This window comes from Brachybacterium muris, from assembly GCF_016907455.1.
Classification (GTDB): domain Bacteria; phylum Actinomycetota; class Actinomycetes; order Actinomycetales; family Dermabacteraceae; genus Brachybacterium; species Brachybacterium muris.
In genome coordinates this window covers 2593889-2612878 of sequence record NZ_JAFBCB010000001.1, presented here as the reverse complement: position 1 = coordinate 2612878, position 18990 = coordinate 2593889, and the positions used below count along the sequence as shown (strand labels likewise).

17 protein-coding genes and 1 pseudogene are annotated in these 18990 nt (G+C 69.6%); 11 read left to right on the top strand and 7 right to left on the bottom strand.

Translation table 11 applies throughout. The annotated features are described in order from the left end of the window. Window positions 1-138: 138 nt before the first annotated feature. The 10 genes from infA (at window position 139) to JOD52_RS12140 (ending at window position 9174) form a co-directional block, all read left to right on the top strand. Window positions 139-360: a translation initiation factor IF-1 gene (gene infA, locus JOD52_RS12185; RefSeq protein WP_010532507.1), complete on the top strand. Its 222-nt coding sequence runs from the start codon at window positions 139-141 to the stop codon at window positions 358-360. Between the two features lie 22 nt (window positions 361-382). Continuing rightward, a complete protein-coding gene (gene rpmJ, locus JOD52_RS12180) occupies window positions 383-496 on the top strand; it encodes a 50S ribosomal protein L36 (RefSeq protein ID WP_010532506.1) in 114 nt (37 codons plus the stop codon). Window positions 497-703: 207 nt separating this feature from the next. Next, window positions 704-1078, top strand: a complete 375-nt coding sequence (gene rpsM, locus JOD52_RS12175) for a 30S ribosomal protein S13 (protein WP_017824543.1) — start codon at window positions 704-706, stop codon at window positions 1076-1078. A gap of 118 nt (window positions 1079-1196) precedes the next feature. After that, complete coding sequence (rpsK, locus tag JOD52_RS12170) at window positions 1197-1598, top strand: 30S ribosomal protein S11 (RefSeq protein ID WP_017824544.1); 402 nt, start codon at window positions 1197-1199, stop codon at window positions 1596-1598. A 160-nt stretch (window positions 1599-1758) separates the two neighbouring features. Then, window positions 1759-2754, top strand: coding sequence for a DNA-directed RNA polymerase subunit alpha (locus JOD52_RS12165; protein WP_204410250.1), 996 nt, complete (start codon window positions 1759-1761; stop codon window positions 2752-2754). Window positions 2755-2781: 27 nt separating this feature from the next. Beyond that, window positions 2782-3333: a 50S ribosomal protein L17 gene (gene rplQ, locus JOD52_RS12160; RefSeq protein ID WP_204410248.1), complete on the top strand. Its 552-nt coding sequence runs from the start codon at window positions 2782-2784 to the stop codon at window positions 3331-3333. Window positions 3334-3622: 289 nt separating this feature from the next. Beyond that, window positions 3623-5689 carry an S-layer homology domain-containing protein gene (locus JOD52_RS12155; RefSeq protein ID WP_204410246.1) on the top strand — a complete coding sequence of 689 codons (2067 nt, stop codon included), beginning with the start codon at window positions 3623-3625 and terminating at the stop codon, window positions 5687-5689. A gap of 25 nt (window positions 5690-5714) precedes the next feature. Beyond that, the gene (locus JOD52_RS12150) at window positions 5715-6824 is read left to right on the top strand and encodes a polysaccharide pyruvyl transferase family protein (protein WP_204410244.1); all 1110 of its coding nucleotides are present in this window, start codon (window positions 5715-5717) and stop codon (window positions 6822-6824) included. A gap of 96 nt (window positions 6825-6920) precedes the next feature. After that, window positions 6921-8645 (top strand): S-layer homology domain-containing protein, encoded by a 1725-nt coding sequence (locus tag JOD52_RS12145; RefSeq protein ID WP_204410243.1) that lies wholly within the window; start codon window positions 6921-6923, stop codon window positions 8643-8645. A 25-nt stretch (window positions 8646-8670) separates the two neighbouring features. Beyond that, the gene (locus tag JOD52_RS12140; protein WP_204410241.1) at window positions 8671-9174 is read left to right on the top strand and encodes a hypothetical protein; all 504 of its coding nucleotides are present in this window, start codon (window positions 8671-8673) and stop codon (window positions 9172-9174) included. Window positions 9175-9239: 65 nt separating this feature from the next. Here JOD52_RS12140 and JOD52_RS12135 read toward each other — a convergent pair whose 3' ends face one another. The 7 genes and pseudogenes from JOD52_RS12135 to JOD52_RS12105 all read right to left on the bottom strand — a co-directional run bounded on the left by JOD52_RS12135 (window position 9240) and on the right by JOD52_RS12105 (window position 17446). Further along, complete coding sequence (locus JOD52_RS12135) at window positions 9240-9551, bottom strand: hypothetical protein (protein ID WP_204410239.1); 312 nt, start codon at window positions 9549-9551, stop codon at window positions 9240-9242. 4 nt (window positions 9552-9555) lie between these two features. Then, window positions 9556-9747, bottom strand: a pseudogene (locus tag JOD52_RS17535) (ATP-binding protein); the annotation flags it as partial. A 100-nt stretch (window positions 9748-9847) separates the two neighbouring features. Next, window positions 9848-10594: an ATP-binding protein gene (locus JOD52_RS12125; protein WP_338124028.1), complete on the bottom strand. Its 747-nt coding sequence runs from the start codon at window positions 10592-10594 to the stop codon at window positions 9848-9850. Next, entirely contained in the window at window positions 10591-12153 is a 1563-nt protein-coding gene (gene istA, locus JOD52_RS12120) for an IS21 family transposase (RefSeq protein ID WP_204408388.1), read from the bottom strand. Before istA ends, JOD52_RS12125 begins: the two co-directional genes overlap by 4 nt. Window positions 12154-12254: 101 nt before the next feature. Then, entirely contained in the window at window positions 12255-14456 is a 2202-nt protein-coding gene (purL, locus tag JOD52_RS12115) for a phosphoribosylformylglycinamidine synthase subunit PurL (protein ID WP_239551886.1), read from the bottom strand. A 147-nt stretch (window positions 14457-14603) separates the two neighbouring features. After that, window positions 14604-16832: an acyl-CoA dehydrogenase family protein gene (locus JOD52_RS12110; protein ID WP_204410235.1), complete on the bottom strand. Its 2229-nt coding sequence runs from the start codon at window positions 16830-16832 to the stop codon at window positions 14604-14606. Further along, on the bottom strand, window positions 16829-17446 hold the full coding sequence (locus JOD52_RS12105; protein WP_237738751.1) for a TetR/AcrR family transcriptional regulator: 618 nt from the start codon (window positions 17444-17446) through the stop codon (window positions 16829-16831). Before JOD52_RS12105 ends, JOD52_RS12110 begins: the two co-directional genes overlap by 4 nt. Window positions 17447-17577: 131 nt before the next feature. Here JOD52_RS12105 and JOD52_RS12100 point away from each other — a divergent pair, with 131 nt between their 5' ends. Next, window positions 17578-18963: an acetyl-CoA C-acetyltransferase gene (locus tag JOD52_RS12100; RefSeq protein ID WP_017824552.1), complete on the top strand. Its 1386-nt coding sequence runs from the start codon at window positions 17578-17580 to the stop codon at window positions 18961-18963. The last annotated feature ends 27 nt before the right edge of the window (window positions 18964-18990 follow it).

The following is an 18990-nucleotide window of genomic DNA, read 5'->3' as shown; positions in this document are numbered from 1 at the left end:
CGCAAGGGTTCCCGTGCCCGCGTGCAGCAGGGAAGTGCACCATCGCAGACCACCGTACTCGCCCAGCGTGTCCGAGGTGTGCGTTCCAGGAATGCGGAACTCGGTCGCCGTCGAGGCGGTGCGAGAGATTGGGGAGGCATGGCCAAGAAGGACGGCGTGATCGAGGTCGAGGGCACGGTCACGGAGGCGCTCGCGAACGCGCGTTTCCGCGTCGAGCTCGACAACGGGCACAAGGTGCTCGCGCACATCTCCGGGAAGATGCGCCAGCACTACATCCGCATCCTTCCCGAGGACCGCGTGGTCGTCGAGCTGAGCCCCTATGACCTCGACCGGGGCCGCATCGTCTACCGCTACAAGTGATTCGTCCCGGGAGAAGGAAGCTATGAAGGTCAAGCCGAGCGTCAAGCCGATCTGTGACAACTGCAAGGTGATCCGTCGCCACTCGCGCGTCATGGTCATCTGCTCGAACCCCCGTCACAAGCAGCGCCAGGGCTGAACGGAGCCATCCGTTCGTCCGGCTCCTGCCGTGACAGCCGCGATGCGGCAGCCCCTCGGGGCACGCCCGGGCAACCGGGCACACAACAGAAGAGTCGACACCACCGGTCCAGGACCGGCCACCCGCAGTCGGAGGCTGCGGCGCCATGGGGCAGAACCCGGGCGAGGTGTCGGATCAGGCCTCCGGAACAGTAGGAGAGAACTGCACATGGCACGTCTGGTTGGAGTCGACCTCCCGCGCGAGAAGCGCCTCGAGGTCGCCCTGACGTACATCTTCGGCGTGGGACGCACCCGCGCCCTGGAGACCCTGGCCGCGACCGGCGTCTCCGGCGACAAGCGAGTGCGCGAGCTGACCGACGAGGAGCTCGTCCAGCTGCGCGATCACATCGAGGCGAACTACCGGATCGAGGGCGATCTGCGCCGCGAGGTGGCCGCCGACATCCGCCGCAAGGTCGAGATCGGCAGCTACGAGGGTCTGCGTCACCGCCGCGGCCTGCCGGTGCGCGGTCAGCGCACCAAGACCAACGCCCGTACCCGCAAGGGCCCCAAGCGCACCGTCGCGGGCAAGAAGAAGGCCCGCTGATCCAGGGCATCCGCCCCGGCTCCAGCGTGTCCGGCCCGCACCGACACCAGCAGTCTTTCCGCGCCGCTGAGGTATCCGGCGCACAGATCATCTGAACCCGAACGAGGAGTTCCGCCTCATGGCAACCAAGACCCGTACCGCGTCGCGCAAGCCGCGCCGCAAGGACAAGAAGAACGTCGTCAACGGACACGCTCACATCAAGAGCACGTTCAACAACACGATCGTCTCCATCACCGACCCCACCGGCGCTGTGATCGCCTGGGCCTCCGCCGGCCAGGTCGGCTTCAAGGGCTCGCGCAAGTCCACCCCGTACGCCGCGCAGATGGCCGCCGAGGCCGCCGCGCGCCGGGCGCAGGAGCACGGCCTGAAGAAGGTCGACGTGTTCGTGAAGGGCCCCGGCTCCGGCCGAGAGACCGCGATCCGCTCGCTCACCGCGACCGGCCTCGAGGTGGGTTCGATCCAGGACGTCACCCCGCAGCCGCACAACGGCACCCGCCCGCCGAAGCGCCGCCGCGTCTGAGACCCCGCACCGTGGCGGTCGCCCCTGCGCGACCGCACGCCGGAGTCCCACCCCGCGCGGTCGTCGGCCCGTGCCGCCGCGCCTCGCACGCTGGACCACCCACCTCGCCCCCGCCCCCTTTTGAGCGTCATATGGCGGACGCTCGCCGAAAGGACACACAGTGCTCATTGCACAGCGCCCCACGCTGACCGAAGAGGTCGTGTCGGACAACCGCTCCCGGTTCGTGATCGAGCCGCTCGAGCCCGGCTTCGGGTACACGCTCGGCAACTCCCTGCGTCGCACCCTGCTGTCCTCCATCCCCGGTGCCGCGGTCACCTCGATCCGCATCGACGGCGTGCTGCACGAGTTCAGCACCGTCCCCGGGATCAAGGAAGACGTCACCGAGATCATCCTGAACATCAAGAACCTCGTCGTCTCCTCGGAGAACGACGAGCCCGTCGTGATGTACCTGCGCAAGGAGGGTGAGGGCAGCGTGACCGCCGCCGACATCACCCCTCCGGCAGGCGTGGAGATCCACAACCCCGAGTTGCACATCGCGACCCTGAACGACAAGGGCCGCCTGGAGATCGAGCTGATCGTCGAGCGCGGTCGCGGCTACGTCTCCGCCTCGCAGAACAAGTCGGTGGACGGCGAGATCGGTCGCGTGCCGATCGACTCGATCTACTCCCCGGTGCTCAAGGTGACCTACAAGGTCGAGGCCACCCGTGTCGAGCAGCGCACCGACTTCGACCGCCTGATCGTCGACGTCGAGACCAAGCCCGCCATCTCCCCCCGCGATGCCGTGGCCTCGGCCGGCAAGACCCTGGTGGAGCTGTTCGGCCTGGCCCATGAGCTGAACCAGGAGGCGGAGGGCATCGAGATCGGCCCCTCGCCCACCGATCAGGCCATGGCCGCGGACCTCGCCCTGCCGATCAACGACCTCAACCTCACGGTGCGGTCGTACAACTGCCTCATGCGCGAGGGTGTGCACACGGTCGGCGAGCTGACCGCTCGCTCCGAGGCCGATCTGCTCGACATCCGCAACTTCGGGCAGAAGTCCATCGACGAGGTCAAGGCGAAGCTGGCCGAGCTCGGCCTGTCGCTGAAGGATTCCCCGGCCGGGTTCGACCCGTCCGCTCTGGACTCCTACTCCGACGACTTCGGCGACCAGTACTGACCCTCATCTTTTTCTAGGAGAACGACCATGCCTGCACCCACCAAGGGAGCGCGCCTCGGGGGTTCGCCCGCACACGAGCGGATGATCCTCGCCAACCTGGCCACCGAGCTGTTCCGCCACAAGGCCATCACCACCACCGAGTCCCGTGCCAAGCGCCTGCGCCCGTACGCGGAGCGCCTGGTGACCTTCGCCAAGAAGGGCGACCTGGCCGCCCGTCGTCGCGTGATGCGCACCATCCGCGACAAGGGCGTGGTGTACACCCTGTTCGAGGAGATCGCCCCGACCTTCTCCGAGCGTCCCGGTGGCTACACCCGCATCACCAAGATCGGCCCGCGCAAGGGCGACAACGCCCCCATGGCCGTGATCGAGCTGGTCCAGGAGGCTTACTCGCCCAAGCAGGCCGTGGTGAAGGAGGCCGAGGGCGCCGCCAAGAACGCCGTTCGCACCGAGGACACCAAGGCCGAGGACACCAAGGTCGAGGAGGCCACCGCCTCCGACGAGACCGCGGGCACCACCCCCTCCAGCGACGAGCCCGTCGAGGGCGCTGAGGGCACCGCCTCGGAGTCCGAGCAGAAGTGACCCCCTGAGGTCGGCCACGGCCGATCTCGCACCACGGCGGGCCATCGGAGAGATCCGGTGGCCCGCCGTCGTCATGTGGCCGAGTGCACAGGGCCGTGCTCGGGGCCGGCCTGGTCCTCGAGGAGTTGACCAAGAGTTGGCCTCCCGGCCACCCTCTCCCTGAACATGCCTGCGCTCCGTGGGCTAGATTGGCATGACGGACAGGTCGGGACGGCGCGGACGGCGATCCCGGAGCGCCTCCGGGCGCACCTGGCCCTCTTCCCCACCCCCGATCGACGGAGCCGTTTCCATGCCGCAGTGGCACTTCCCCACCTCCTCCCGTGACACCCGCAGCGATGCCGCCGGAGGCCCGCTGAGCAGGCGCGCCCTCTTCGCTGCCACGGCGGTCGGCGTGCCCGTGGTCGCGGTCGTCGCCGGGACTCTGCCCGCCGCCGCCAACCCCTCGGTGACCGGGGGCGACACCCGCATCGTCGACGTGCCGCTGTCCGATGCCCCGATCGTGGACGCGGACGGGCTCCAGGTCCGTGACCTGCCCGGCCATCTCGCGACGATGGCCGGGGCGACCTGGTCGGCCGACGCCGCCGAGCCCCTCGTCCACGCCCGCGGCCTCCTCGAGGACGGGACCTGGACGGAGTGGTTCGAGCTGGAGACCGCACTGGACCCGGAGACCGGGGACCGGGCACCCGGCACCGAGCTGGCCTGGCTGGGCAACGTCACCGGTCTGCAGATGCGCGCCGAGGTCGATGGCATGGACGTCACCGACGAGGTGACGGCCCATGTGGTCACCACGTCGCCCCTTGACGCCGATGCCTCCGTCGGGGACCTCAGCGGCCCCACCGCGACGCAGCCGCAGAGCCGTCAGATCACCCCCCAGGCCTCTGCGACGGCGACCAATCCCGCCACGCCCGTGCTGGGGCCCGGTGCGCCGACCTACATCACCCGCGCCTCCTGGGGTGCGGACGAGTCCAGCACCCGGTCCACCTCGGCCTCGCGCCAGCTGAAGGCCGTCATCATCCATCACACGGCCGGCACCAACTCCTACAGCTCCAGCCAGTCCGCGCAGATCGTCCGCGGTATCCACAGCTACCACACCCGCACCCTGGGCTGGGCCGACACCGGGTACAACATCCTGGTCGACAAGTACGGCCGCATCTTCGAGGGCCGCAGCGGCGGGCTGCACCGCAACGTGATCGGTGCCCACGCCTTCGGCTTCAACACCAGCTCCTTCGGCATCTCGGTGCTGGGCGACTACACCTCCACCACCGTGCCGGCGGCCGCACGCGATGCCGTCTCGAGGATCGTCGGCTGGAAGCTGCTGAACACCTTCCACACCAGCGCCTGGGACAAGGCCACCTGGACCCCCGGGACCGGCACCCGTTTCACCCCGGACAAGCCGATCTCCCTGGCCCGCGTGATGGGCCACCGCGACGTCAACTACACCGCGTGCCCGGGAGCGCGCCTCTACAGCCAGTTCGACCGCATCCGCGGCGACGCCCAGCGGCACATCGATCGTGGCTGGCGCGTGCACCTGACGGCGTTCCAGCGCGCCGGTGGCGAGTCGAGCCTGGGAACCGTCGTGCGCAGCGCCCACCAGAACGGCAAGTACTGGGCCACCGAACTGTCCAAGGGCCTCGTGCTCAGCGAGGGCAACGGGGGCGCCACCGGATACGCCACACCCTTCGCGAGCAGCTGGCGATCAGCCTGGGGCCGCCCCGTCCGCAACGCCTCGAAGGATGGCGATCGCACCATCCAGCCGTTCCAGCACGGGACCGCTGCACTGGAGGGGTCCGCTGCCCGTTTCGTCACCCCCAGCTTCCGGGACGTGGCGCCGGCCCGGGTGTTCTACCTGGAGATCGAGGACCTGGCGGCCCGCGGCATCACCACCGGCTGGGGCGACCGCACCTTCCGCCCGGACAACGACAACCTGCGCGATGCGATGATCGTGTTCATCTACCGTGCGCTGGGCTCTCCTGCGTACACCGCCCCTCGCAACTCGCCCTTCAGGGACGTCGATCCCGGATTCGTGTTCTACCGGGAACTGTGCTGGGCCTACGAGGCCGGGATCGCACGGGGCTGGGCCGACGGCACCTTCCGGCCCCTGGAGCCGGTCAAGCGCGACTCGGTGGCGGCGTTCCTGTACCGCGCAGCCGGGGAGCCGGCGGCATCGCGTGCGGACTCCGCTCAGTTCAAGGACGTCGGGGACGACGTGATCTTCGCGAAGGAGATCGGCTGGCTCGCGAGGACCGGGATCTCCCGCGGTTGGGCCGACGGCACCTTCCGCCCGTACGCGAACATCAAACGCGACCAGATGGCGACGTTCGTGATGCGCTGGATGGTGCAGACCGGCCGTGCCTGACCTGCGGTTCGGCTAGGATTCGGGCATGTCGTCCGCCACTGCCGCCGGCCCGCTCCCGGGGCCCCTGTACCTCGTCTCCATGGCCTCCTACCCGAACTACGGGGACGAGCTGATAGCGCGGCGCTGGCTGCGTCATCTGGCCCGCACCCGTCCGGACGACGAGGTGTGGCTGGACTGCCGTCACCCGGGCACGGCGAGTGCCCTGTTCGCGGACGACCATCCGCGCCTCCGGGTCACCGACGCGATCTACCGGGCGATGGCCGACTCCCTGCACGGCTCCGGCCGTGAGGTCGAGGACATCGTGGCGAACCTCGGGACCCCGCTGTACGACGCCGGCCTGCTCCGTCTGCGTGAGGCGGGAGCACTGCACCTGCTGGGCGGTGGGTTCGTCAATTCCTTGTGGACGGAGAACGCACTCGTGGTCAGGGCGATGCGGGAGGCGGCCCGGATCAGCGGTGCCCGCCTGATCGCCACGGGCCAGGGACTGATGCCGGCCGGCCCGGAGCAGCTCCAGGGCTTCGACCACATCTCGGTCCGGGATGCGCCCAGTGCCGAGCTGCTCGGCATAGAGCCGGGCGTCGATGACGCGTTCCTGCTCGATGCCGTCCCGGCCGTCACCATCGGCAACCACCAGGTGGAGCTGGTCGTGTGTGTGCAGTCCGACGCTCAGGACGAGGGTGTGTTCGACCGGTTCGTGGACTGGACCCGGGGAATGATCCGCGCCTCACGGATCCCCCGGGAGCGGGTGCGCTACGTGGAGGCCCTGCCCGGTGCGGACTACGCCGGGTACGACCGACTGCGCGATGTGGTGGCCGAGGACGGCTTCGTCCCGTTCACCTCGTTCTGGCGAGGTGAGTTCGCCCCGGGTCCGCACCAGGTGTGGATCACGACCCGCTTCCACCATCACCTGGTGGCGGCGATGCACGGGGCACGGGGGATCGCGCTGAGCGGCCGCTCCGGCTACTACGACGTCAAGCACGGATCGCTGGTGGAGCTGGGGAGCAACTGGCATGTCACCGATGGCAGCGACATGGCCTTCCCAGCACTGGCCACCCTGCAGCGGCCGCGCGGGTTCGTCGAGCGGGGCGTGCGGGCCAAACGGGCAGAGGCGAACGCCCTGTACAGTGCGACCTGAGATCTGCGGCATATCGGGCTGAAACGGGTACATGGGGTGACACGGGCCCGTACTGTCGAGAATGCAGGATCAGATGCCCTGGACTAAGGAGCACGCGTGGTCGGAGATTCGCAGGAGAGCACGCCCAGCAGGCGCGGACTGATCGGGATCGGGGCGGCCATTGCCGGGTCCGGACTCATCGTCGGACAGGCACCGGCCCTCGCCGCCGGTTTCATCGACGTCCCCCGGAGCCAGCCCTTCGCGCGCGAGATCCAATGGATGGCGGACCAGGGCATCAGCCGAGGTTGGTCGGACGGCACCTTCCGTCCGTACGAGCCGGCTCGCCGGGCAGAGATGGCCGCATTCCTGTACCGCCTGGCTGGTGAACCCGCTTTCACACCGCCTGCGGTGTCCCCGTTCCGCGACGTCACGCCGACGACGACGTTCTACAAGGAGATCACCTGGTGCCAGGACGGAGGGATCCTGCGCGGCTGGAACGACGGCACCTTCCGTCCCATGGTGCCGATGCAGCGCGATCAGGCCGTGGTGGTGCTGTACAGGCTCTCCGGGTCACCAGCCGTCGGCGGATCGGCGGCCTTCAAGGACGTGCCCTCCTCCTACGTCTTCCGCAAGGAGATCGCCTGGGCGCGGAACGTCGGCTACATGCTGGGGTGGGACGACAACACCTTCCGGCCCATGCAGCCGATCCTCCGCGACGCGATCGCGGCGCTCTTCTACCGTTACTCCAATGGCGGCGCCTTCGGCAAGGGGATCAGGGTCCAGGGTGCCATCGCCCAGGCGTACTGGGCGGCCGGAGGGATCTGGGGCCGGCTGGGATCGCCGAAGGGGAACGAGCGGGCGGTGATCTCCGGCAAGAGCGGTGCCCGCGGATTCCAGCAGGACTTCGCAGGTGGTCTCGTGCTGTACAGCAGCCGCACCGGTAGCCGCACGGTGGGCGGTGGGCTGCTCACCGAGTACCTGGGACAGGGAGGAGCCACCGGCCGACTGGGCTTCCCCACCGGCAATGAGCGCTCCTTCGGCGCTGGCTGGAGGCAGGACTTCGAGGGAGGGTTCCGCACCTACTACTCGGGCTGGAACCCGCCGGAGAACCGCCACGGTCCGGTCAAGCAGATCACGTCGGTCCGAGGCGGGGTGACGATCCGCCGTGGTTGGAACGGGACCCGGGTGCGCATCATCCAGAAGAAGCTGGGCGTGCACCGCACCGGCTCCCGACAGACCTACGACCTCGGCACGGAAGACGCCGTGCGCGCCTTCCAGCGCCGCAACCGGCTCACCGCCGACGGCATCGTCGGTCCGCAGACATGGCGCCGTCTCGCCCCGGAGTACCCCTTCGACATGGACGCATGGCGCACCCCGGTGGCGGTGAGGAGCAACGCGTCGCGCAACGAGCGGATCGAGGCGATGATCCGCTTCTGCGAGCGTCAGCTGGGCACCCCCTACACGTGGGGAGGTGCGGGATGGTCCAACACCTCGGTCGCGGGGTTCGACTGCTCGGGGCTGCTGCTGCAGGGACTGTACGCAGCCGGTCTCGACCCGCAGCCCATCAACGTGGTCAAGCACGCGGAGCCCACGTACCGCACCAGCCAGCAGCTCTACGGGGACAAGCGACTGGCGTCGTTCCCCCTGGCGGAACGGCGGCGCGGTGACTTCATCTTCTACGGGCGCACGGCGAACGCACCGGTCACCCACGTGACGCTGTACCTGGGCAACGGGCGCATGATCGAGTCCTGGAGCACGCGGACGTCGCACCTGAACTACTCCCGCCAACCGCACAACGGCTACTACACCGTCAAGCCCACCATCAAGCGACCCTTCGTCTGATGGCATCGAGCAGGAGGACGAACCCATGACACAGCCCGCGCGTCCAGGAGTTCCCGCCGAACGCCCGCTCACGGACCCCGGCCCGCCCGATCCGGTGGCCACCGATACGCTCGCCGACCCCGCCCCCGAGGTACTGGATCCGCCGCAGCCCGAGACCGAACCGGATCTGCCCGAACCCACCGAGGAGGACACGGCCGTCCCGGTGGACACACAGGTGATCCTGCAGGGCGAGGACACCGGTTGCACCGCGTTCGGCTACCTGCGGGAGATCACGGAGCAAGGCGTGGTCGTCCACCTCATGGTCACCTCCGACGGCCCGGAGCCGCTCGGGCTCTCGGCAGTGACGGTGTCCCTGCTCCTCCAGGACGAGGTCTCCGAGCCCGCACGGCTGCCCGAACTGACGCTCGCGATGGGGGAGGGATGGGAAGCGGACCTCACCTTCGGCATGCAGCGCACTGAGCTCGCTCCCGGTGAGGCCACCCTCGAACTCCGCCTCGGTGATGCCGAGCCGGTCTACGCGACGATCTGACCGGTCACGGTATCGACGGCAGCGGCCCGGCCCCCTGACGGGAGCCGGGCCGCTGCTCTTCCTGCTCAGCCGAAGTGCCGCGGCAGGGTTCCCTCCCGCAGGTCCCGCAGCTCGGTGACGGGGAACGAGGCCACACCGTCGATCTCGAGCTCGTCACCACCGGTGGCGCCGATGCGCGCCACGGGAACGCCGTGCTCGGCTGCGAGGGCCCGCAGTGCCTCTTCCTGCGTTGCGTCCACGGCCACGACAGCGCGGGCCTGGGACTCGGTGAGTATTCGTAGTCGTGGGAGCCACCGAATCTTGCTCTTGGGGACCGCCGATCGTGCCGACGGGGGCCAGTAGCCGCCGCGGTGGGGACCACTGGCTCCCGCCGGCATCGGGTCACTGGGGCAGTGCGGTGTGTTCTCGCATGTTCCTGTCGCCGGTGTCGATCCAGATTGTGTTGTGCACGATGCGGTCCATGATCGCATCGGCGTGGACTGCTCCACCGAGCCGGGCGTGCCAGTCCTTCTTCGGGTACTGGGTGCAGAACACGGTCGAGCCGGTGTCATAGCGGCGCTTGAGTATTCGTAGTCGTGGGAGCCACCGAATCTTGCTCTTGGGGACCGCCGATCGTGCCGACGGGGGCCAGTAGCCGCCGCGGTGGGGACCACTGGCTCCCGCCGGCATCGGGTCACTGGGGCAGTGCGGTGTGTTCTCGCATGTTCCTGTCGCCGGTGTCGATCCAGATTGTGTTGTGCACGATGCGGTCCATGATCGCATCGGCGTGGACTGCTCCACCGAGCCGGGCGTGCCAGTCCTTCTTCGGGTACTGGGTGCAGAACACGGTCGAGCCGGTGTCATAGCGGCGCTCGAGCAGTTCCAGCAGCATCGAACGCATTCCCTCGTCAGGATGGTCCAGCAGCCACTCGTCGATCACCAGCAGCGAGAACGTGGAGTACTTCCGCAGGAACTTCGTCTGGCCCTGCGGCTTGTCCTTTGCCAGGGCCCAGGCCTCTTCGAGGTCGGGCATTCGGATGTAGTGGGCTCGGAGCCGGTGCTGGCAGGCCTGCTTCGCCAGCGCGCAGCCGAGGTAGGACTTCCCTGAGCCGGTGAAGCCCTGGAAGACCACGTTCTGTTGCCGCTGGATGAAGGAGCAGGTTGCCAGTTGCGCGATCACGTTCCGGTTCAGTCCCCGTTCCTCGACCAGATCCAGCCGCCGCAGGTCCGCTCCGGGATAACGCAGCCCCGCCCGGCGGATCAGACCCTCGACCTTTCCATGATTGAAGATGGAATGCGCCTCGTCCACGATCAGCTGGAGCCGTTCCTGGAACGACATCCCCAGCACGTGAGCCTCATCCTGGGCATCGATCGCGTCCAGCAGCGCGGTCGCGCCCATCTCGCGCAGCTTCCGCTTCGTGTCGTTATCGATCACGCTCACCGGACACCTCCGGCGTAGTAGTCGGCGCCACGGACGTATCCGCCGTCTTCCGCGGGTTCCTCGCGGGGTGGACGCAGGGCGGCGACCTTGTCCTGCCCGGTGGCCAAGATCGGGTGCAGATGCGCATAGCGCGGTGAACGGACCCGTCCCGTCAGCGCGAGTGCGCAGGCCGCCTCGACCCGATCTACGGAGAAGCGGCGAGAGAGCCGTAGCACCGCCAACGCGGGATCCAGGCCCTGTTCCACGATCGGCACGGACTCGAAGATCCGCTGGATCACGATCACCGTGGCCGGCCCGACCCGATCTGCCCACGCCCGCACCCTCTGCGCGTCCCAGGCCTGGAAACGCTCGCCCGCAGGTAGGTCCGCGTCGTTGGTGCGGTACTCATTGCTCGCGGTCTCCGGGAGCAGCAGGTGACTGGTCAGTCGCTGGCTGCCCTGATAGATCTCCAGCGTCCGGGCCGTGATGCGCAGATCGACCTTCGCGCCGATGTGCGCGAACGGCGCGGAGTAGAAGTTCCGCGCGAACGTGACGTGCCCGTTCCTGCCCACTCGTCGTCCGTAGTGCCATGTCGAGATCTCGTAGGGCACCGCCGGCAGCGGCGTCAGCAGCGGCCGCTCCTCCGCGTCGAACACGCTGGCGCGGGATCCGGGCCGCTTCTGGAACGGCTCCGCGTTATAGGCCTCCATCCGCTGCCCGATGGCGGCTGCAAGTTCGGGCAGGGACGTGAATCGCTGATCCCGCAGCCCGGCGATGACCCAGGTCGCGACGTGCGCGACGGTGTTCTCCACGCTCGCCTTGTCTTTCGGTTTCCGCACCCTCCCCGGGAGCACCGCCGCCGAGTAATGCGCTGCCATCTCGCGATACGCATCGTTCAGGACGATCTCGCCCTCGCGGGGGTGCTTCACCACACCGGTCTTGAGGTTGTCCGGAACGATCCTCGGGACCGTCCCGCCCAGCGCCTCGAACATCGCTACGTGCGCTCGCAGCCAGGACTCCTGGCGCATATCCAGCGCCGGGAAGCAGAACGCGTAACGAGAAAAAGGCAGGCAGGCAACGAACAAGAACACCTTCGAGACCTCGCCGGTGACCGGATCGGCCAGCTCCATCGTGGGGCCGGACCAGTCGACCTCCACGCTCTGGCCGGCCTTGTGACCGACTCTCGAAGCGGCACCGGTGACCATGACGTGGTGCTGGTAGGTGCGGCAAAACCGGTCATACCCCATCGCCGGATCCCCAGCCGCCGTGGTCGCGTCGAAGTACTCGCCGTGCAACAGCTTCAGCGTCACGCCGACCCTGGCCATCTCTCGATGGACCTGTTCCCAGTCCGGCTGTGCGAACACGCTCTCGTGCTCGCCCCGGCCCGGGAACAACCGGGCATACACCTGCTCATCGGCGACGTCCGCGATATCGCCCCACCCGATCCCTGCAGCGTCAGCGGCCTCGAACACCGCCCTCACGGACTTGCGGGACATGCCCTGCGAGGACGAAATCGCTCGCCCCGACAGACCTTCTGCGCGCAGCTGGAGCACCAGCTTCGCCCTGATCTTCCGTACCATTCCAGATTGCTCCTTCCGCCGCGTGCCCTATACACACGGCGGAAGGAGCGTAGACAGAGCGGCCCCAACGACACCACTGGTGGTCCCGAACGACGCCACCGCTACGGCAGCGACGTGGCACCCGAACCCTCGATCAGCGGACCCCAGCGAGGCGAATATTCAGACTCGGAGAACAGCGCGGTGGCGAGGTCCACCCCGTCCCGCTCCAGCAGCTCGGCCAGATCGATGCGCGCTCCCATCCCGAAGCGGGTGCAGGCCTCGACCAGGGACTGCGCGAGGCCGCCCTCGGACAGGTCGTGCGCGGCTGCGGCCAGCTGCTCGCGGGAGGCGCCGATCAGCACCTCGGCGAGGGACCGCTCGGCCTCGAGGTCGACGACCGGTGGCATGCCGCCCAGGTGGGAGTGGACCACATCGGCCCACGCCGAGCCGGACAGCTCCTCACGGGTGGTCCCCAGCAGCAGCACGGGCTGCCCCGGCTCGCGCCACCCCGACGGGGTGCGCAGGGACACGTCGTCGAGCACGCCGAGCACACCCACCACGGGCGTGGGGTGGATCGCTGAGCCCTGCACCCCGGGCTCCCCGGTGGAGTTGTACAGGGACACGTTGCCGCCGGTCACCGGGACGCCCAGCACCTGGCAGGCCTCGGACAGGCCCTCGATCGCCTCGACCAGCTGCCACATCGGGCCCGGGTCCTCGGGGGAGCCGAAGTTCAGGCAGTCGGTGACCGCGAGCGGCCGCGCGCCCACGGTGGCCACGTTGCGGTAGGCCTCCGCGAGGGCCAGCTGCGCACCCGTGCGGGGGTCCAGCTCGGCATAGCGGCCGTTGGCGTCGGTGGCCAGGGCCACCCCGCGACCGGTGCTCTCGTCCACCCGCACCACCCCGGCGTCGTCCGGCATCGCCAGTGCGGCGTTGCCGCCCACGTAGCGGTCGTACTGGTCGGTGACCCAGGCGGCGGAGGCCAGGTTGGGGGAGGCCACCAGTCGGCGCAGGTGATCGGCGATGCCTGCGGCGTCCTGGGGACGCTCGAGGGCCTCGGCGCCGTCGGCCTGCAGGGCGTCCTGCCAGTCGGGCCGGGCGTAGGGGCGGTCGTAGACGGGGGAGTCCACGGCCACGGTGGCCGGGTCCACGTCCACGATGCGGTGGCCGTGGTGGTCGATCACCAGGCGGCCGTCGCCGGTGACCTCACCGATCACGGACATCTCCACGTCCCAGCGCTCGCAGATCCCGCGGAACTCTTCCAGGCGCTCGGGCCGCACCACGGCCATCATCCGCTCCTGGGACTCGCTCATCAGGATCTCCCCGGCGTTCAGGGTGGGGTCCCGCAGCAGAACGTTCTCCAGGTCGATGCGCATGCCGGAGCCGCCGTTGGCGGCCAGCTCACTGGTGGCGCAGGAGATGCCGGCGGCGCCCAGGTCTTGGATGCCCTCCACGGCGCCGGCGGCGAACAGCTCCAGGCAGCACTCGATCAGCAGCTTCTCCATGAACGGGTCGCCCACCTGCACGCTGGGGCGCTTGGCGGGGCCGTCCTCCTCGAAGGTCTCCGAGGCTAGGATGGACGCGCCGCCGATGCCGTCACCACCGGTGCGGGCACCGAACAGCACCACCTGGTTGCCCGGCCCGGTCGCGGAGGCCAGGTGGATGTCCTCATGCCGCAGCACGCCCAGGCACAGGGCGTTGACCAGGGGATTGGTCTGGTAGGTGGCATCGAACACCGTCTCCCCCCCGATGTTGGGCAGGCCCAGCGAGTTCCCGTACCCGCCGATGCCGGCGACCACGCCGTGGACCACGCGGGCGGTGTCGGGGTGGTCGATCGCGCCGAAGCGCAACTGGTCCATGACGGCCACGGGCCGGGCGCCCATGGAGATGATGTCGCGCACGATGCCGCCCACGCCGGTGGCGGCGCCCTGGTGGGGCTCGACGTAGCTGGGGTGGTTGTGGGACTCGACCTTGAAGGTCACTGCCCAGCCGTCGCCGATGTCCACCACGCCGGCGTTCTCGCCCATGCCCACCAGCATGTGCTCCCGCATCGCCTCGGTGGTGCGCTCGCCGAAGCGGCGCAGGTGCTTCTTGGAGGACTTGTAGGAGCAGTGCTCGGACCACATCACCGAGTACATGGCCAGCTCTGCCGCGGTGGGGCGGCGGCCCAGGATCTCGCGGATGCGCGCGTACTCGTCGTCCTTCAGCCCGAGCTCGGCGTAGGGCAGCTCCACCTCGGGGGTGGAAGCAGCGTGCTCGACGGTGTCGGTCTGCCCGGGTGCTCCCGGTGTGGGATCAGCGGGGGCGTGGGAGTTCGCAGCGGTCATCGCGGGATCGGGTCCGTTCGTCACGAGGGCGCCGGCGGGTCCTGGCGCAGCTGTCCCAGTCTACGATCGGCCGGCCCCGCGAGGGGCACCGCCCAGCACCGTCGGGGATCATCCGACCGTGCCGGGCGGTGCTCAGTGAACTGCGCGCTACTTCTTCTGTGCCCGCTTCTCCTTCTGCGCTCGGTCGCGCAGTACCTTCTCGCTGACCGGGGTGTCGCTGCTGGCCCGCTGTGCGCGATGGTAGGCGGCCGCTTCGTCCTGCCGCTCCTGCTCCCCGCCCAGGGCGATCGGGGCCCGCACATGCCCGGGGCGCACGTCGAAGGCAGCCACCAGGTCCAGTGCGTGGGGGCGCAGTCGCCACAGCAGGCGGCGCAGGTCCGAGGTGATCTGGCGCCCGCGCTGGGCGGAGATCTGACCGTTGAGCAGGAACCAGGCGAGGTCGGCGTTGATGCGGTCCAGGCCGAACAGGTCCCGCACGTCGGTGAGCACGGTGCGGGAGTCCTCGTCCTCGAGCGCCTCGATGCCGGCGGTGAAGGCCCGCCACAGCACCAGCTCGGCGTGGGCGCGGGCCGCGTCCAGCATCTCCACCTGGTGCTTGTTCACGTGGGCTGCGGCATCGGCAGGGCTCATCCGGGCGGCGGGGCGCATGGACAGCGCCACCTCCTCCACCTTCACCCGGGCGCGGTCCGCGAGCATCTCCTCCTGGAAGTCGGCCGAGCGCATGGTGTCGAAGGCGCGCTTGGAGTTGCCGCGGTCGCTGAGGTCCTGGGCCAGGCGGGTCCAGGGGGTGTGGCGCTTGGCCAGCACCTCGGCGCGCTGGGCGATGAACCGGCCGATCCCGGCGCGGTCGATGTTCTTCAGCTCCGAGGTGTAGTCGCTCAGCAGGCGCTTGGCCACCAGCTGCAGCAGCACTGTGTTGTCGCCCTCGAAGGTGGCGTACACGTCAAGGTCCTGGTGCAGGCCCACCAGCTGGTTCTCGGCCATGAACCCGGCCCCACCGCAGGCCTCGCGGCATTCCTGGACGGTGTCCAGGGCCAGGCGGGTGGAGGTGGGCTTGAGCGCGGCGGCCATCGTCTCGAGGTCCTCGCGGGCCTCAGGGGTGTCCCCCCGGCCGGAGAACACGTCGTCGAAGGCCTGCAGCAGCTGCTCGTGGGCGAAGGCACCGGCGTAGGTGGCGGCAAGCTTCGGCATCAGGCGCTGCAGGTGGCTCTGGTAGTCCAGCAGCACCATCTCCCGCGTGGGATCGGCGGCGGTGAACTGGCGGCGCTGGGTGGCGTAGGTGATGGCGATGTGCAGCGCCAGCTGGGAGGCGCGGTTCGCGGCGCCGTCCAGGGACACCCGCCCCTGCACCAGGGTGCCCAGCATGGTGAAGAAGCGGCGCCCGGGGGATTCGATGGGGGAGGTGTAGGTGCCGTCCTCGGCCACATCCCCGTAGCGGTTCAGCAGGTTGGTGCGGGGGATGCGCACCTGGTCGAAGGCCAGGCGACCGTTGTCGATGCCGTTCAGGCCGCCCTTGGGGCCGTCGTCCTCCGAGGAGATGCCCGGCAGCAGCTTCCCCTCCTCGTCACGCACCGGCACGTAGAAGCAGTGCACGCCGTGGTCCACGCCCTGGGTGATGAGCCGGGCGAACACGGTGGCGGCCCGGGCGTGCAGGGCGGCGTTGCCCAGGTAGTCCTTCCAGGCGGCGCGGAACGGGGTGTGGATCACCCATTCCTGGGTGCCCTCGTCGTAGGTGGCGGTGGTGGCCAGGGACTGCACGTCGGAGCCGTGGCCGATCTCGGTCATCGCGAAGGCGCCGGGGATCTGGAGGCTCATCGCGTCCGGCACCCAGGTGCGGTGCTGCTCTTCGTTGCCCAGCTGGATGATGGCGGCTGTGAACAGGCCCCACTGCACGCCGGCCTTGATCTGCAGGGACGGGTCGGCGACCACCAGCTCCTCGAAGGCCGCGACGTTGCCGCCGTTGTCATTGGGGCCGCCCAGGTGCTCGGGGAGCATCTTGTGGGAGGCGTCGTCGGCCACCAGCAGGTGCATCTGCTCCAGCACGCGGGCACGGTGCTCGGCCACGCTCACGTCGTAGGGCTTGTGCAGCTCGGGGCGGGCGGCGCGCTCGCGGGCCACGTCGCGGGACTCGGCCCAGCGTCCCTTCAGCGCCTGGGACACGGCGGCCACGTCGAGGCGGGCGCCGCCCTCGGGCACCACGGGGATGGGGCCGGTGGGGGTGGCGGAGGCGGTGGTGCCCGGGGCATCGGTGCCCTGGGTGTCCGTCTGCTCGGGTGCGCCTTCGGTGGTGATGGTGTCGGCGCCGGTGGGGGTGGGGATCAGGGCCGGGGTGTCCCCGGCGACCTCTCGTTCGGAGCGGTCTGCGGTAGCGGTCATCGCTGCATTCCCTTCATGAGCCAGGTGACGAGGTGGTCGACGAGGGACTCCGAGGTGATCGGAGCCGTTCCTTCGCCGTCGGTATGGGTTTCCTGCTGGGCCATCCACCTGTCCACCGAGCGCTCCACGAACCCCACGGCCCCGTGCGCCCACAGCTCGGGCGAGGGGACCTGGGGCGGCAGGAAGGTGGTGACCAGGCGGGAGACGGACTCCAGGAAGTGCCCCAGGCCGTCGCTGGGGCGGGTGACGAAGCGGTACACGCCGGGGGAGCGCTGCGCCGTCTCGACGTAGGCGCGGATCATGGCGCGGATGCGCTCCTCCGGTTCGGGCCTGCGCCCGGAACCGGATTCGAGCGCCGTCAGCTCGTCGACGAGCCGGCGGTGCATGGTGGACAGGATGCTGCGACCCAGGGCCCGCTGGAGCTGGGCCTTGTCGGTGAAGTAGCGGTAGACGATCGACTTGGAGGTGCCCGAGGCCGCGGCGATCTCCTCCATGGTCACGTCGGGCCCTTGGACGTGGATGAGCTTCCGGGCCACGTCCAGCAGCTCGGCACGGCGCTGCTCTCGGTGCTGGGCCCAGCGGGCCGACCGGCCGTCGACGGGGGCTTGCGTCATCGCGTTCACGAAACCTAGAGTATCAAGTACCGACGGTTCCATGTAAAGTCCCTCGCGGAAGAACCCTCAGACGAACCTGCGGGAGACCCCGCGAACAGTCGAGCCACGCACAGTCCACGAAGAGGTGCCCCGTGTCAGAGTCCCACCCCGCAGCCCCCGCCACCACGTCCGCCGCCCCGACCACCCCGGGCGCTCCCGCTGCCCGCGAACTGCCCCGCGAGGCACTGGTCCTGGGCGGCAACCGGATCCCCTTCGCCCGCGCCGGCGGTCCCTACGCCGGGATCTCCAACCAGGACCTGCTCACCGCAGCCCTGGACGGCCTGGTGGCCCGCTTCGGCCTGCAGGGGGAGAAGCTCGGTGAGATCGCCGGAGGTGCCGTGCTGAAGCTCGCCGCCGATCTGAACCTCACCCGCGAGAGCGCGCTGGGCACCCCCCTGGACCCCCGCACCCCCGCGATCGACATGGGTCGCGCCTGCGCCACCGGACTGGAGTCCGTGGTGCACGTGTCCAACCGGATCCAGCTGGGCCAGATCGACTCCGCCATCGCCTGCGGCGTCGACTCCGCCTCCGACTCCCCGATCGAGGTCACCCCGCGGCTGCGCCGCACCCTGCACCGTGCCTTCGCCGCGAAGACCCCCGTGCAGCGCCTGAAGGCACTCGCAGGCATCCGCCCCGGGGACCTGGCCCCCATGCCCCCGCGCAACAGTGAGCCCCGCACCGGACTGTCCATGGGTGAGCACATGGCGCTGACCGCCGCGCAGTGGGGCGTGAGCCGCGAGGCCCAGGACGAGCTGGCACTCGCCTCCCACCGCAACCTCGCCGCCGCCTACGAGGCAGGCTTCCTGGACGATCTGGTCACCGGATACCGGGGCCTGGGCAAGGACCAGAACCTGCGAGCTGATTCCAGCATGGAGAAGCTCGCCTCGCTGAAGCCCGTCTTCGGCGTGAAGTCCCCGCAGGTCGCCGAGCCCACCATGACCGCCGGCAACTCCACCCCGCTCAGCGACGGCGCCTCCGCGGTGCTGATGGGCAGCGCCGACTGGGCCGCCGAGCACGGCCTCACGCCGCTGGCCCGCGTGGTCGACGCCCGTATCAGCGCCGTGGACTTCGTGCACGGCGAGGAGGGTCTGCTGATGGCCCCCGCCTACGCGGTGCCCGAGCTGCTGGACGCCAACGGCATGACCCTGCAGGACGTGGACCTGTACGAGATCCACGAGGCCTTCGCCTCCACCGTGCTGGCCACGCTGGCCGCCTGGGAGTCCGAGGAGTTCTGCCGCGAGAAGCTCGGGCGCTCCGCTCCGTTGGGGTCGATCGACCGCAGCCGCCTGAACGTGGCCGGCTCCTCGCTCGCGGCCGGCCATCCCTTCGCCGCCACCGGCGGCCGCATCGTGGCCACCCTCGCCAAGCTGCTGCACCAGCGCGCCCTGGAGACCGGACGCCCCCAGCGCGGCCTGATCTCCGTGTGCGCGGCCGCCGGCCAGGGCTCCGTGGCCCTGCTCGAGTCCGTCACCCCCTGATCTGTCGCCCACTTCTCGTCCGGGAGG

Excerpts from the sequence above, each read along its gene's own strand:
- rplQ (WP_204410248.1), top strand. The coding sequence starts at position 2,782 with ATGCCTGCACCCACCAAGGGAGCGCGCCTCGGGGGTTCGCCCGCACAC.
- JOD52_RS12155 (WP_204410246.1), top strand. The coding sequence starts at position 3,623 with ATGCCGCAGTGGCACTTCCCCACCTCCTCCCGTGACACCCGCAGCGAT.
- JOD52_RS12135 (WP_204410239.1), bottom strand. The coding sequence starts at position 9,551 with ATGCCGGCGGGAGCCAGTGGTCCCCACCGCGGCGGCTACTGGCCCCCG.
- JOD52_RS12140 (WP_204410241.1), top strand. The coding sequence starts at position 8,671 with ATGACACAGCCCGCGCGTCCAGGAGTTCCCGCCGAACGCCCGCTCACG.
- JOD52_RS12110 (WP_204410235.1), bottom strand. The coding sequence starts at position 16,832 with ATGACCGCTACCGCAGACCGCTCCGAACGAGAGGTCGCCGGGGACACC.
- purL (WP_239551886.1), bottom strand. The coding sequence starts at position 14,456 with ATGACCGCTGCGAACTCCCACGCCCCCGCTGATCCCACACCGGGAGCA.
- rpsM (WP_017824543.1), top strand. The coding sequence starts at position 704 with ATGGCACGTCTGGTTGGAGTCGACCTCCCGCGCGAGAAGCGCCTCGAG.
- rpmJ (WP_010532506.1), top strand. The coding sequence starts at position 383 with ATGAAGGTCAAGCCGAGCGTCAAGCCGATCTGTGACAACTGCAAGGTG.
- istA (WP_204408388.1), bottom strand. The coding sequence starts at position 12,153 with ATGGTACGGAAGATCAGGGCGAAGCTGGTGCTCCAGCTGCGCGCAGAA.
- JOD52_RS12150 (WP_204410244.1), top strand. The coding sequence starts at position 5,715 with ATGTCGTCCGCCACTGCCGCCGGCCCGCTCCCGGGGCCCCTGTACCTC.
- infA (WP_010532507.1), top strand. The coding sequence starts at position 139 with ATGGCCAAGAAGGACGGCGTGATCGAGGTCGAGGGCACGGTCACGGAG.
- rpsK (WP_017824544.1), top strand. The coding sequence starts at position 1,197 with ATGGCAACCAAGACCCGTACCGCGTCGCGCAAGCCGCGCCGCAAGGAC.
- JOD52_RS12105 (WP_237738751.1), bottom strand. The coding sequence starts at position 17,446 with ATGACGCAAGCCCCCGTCGACGGCCGGTCGGCCCGCTGGGCCCAGCAC.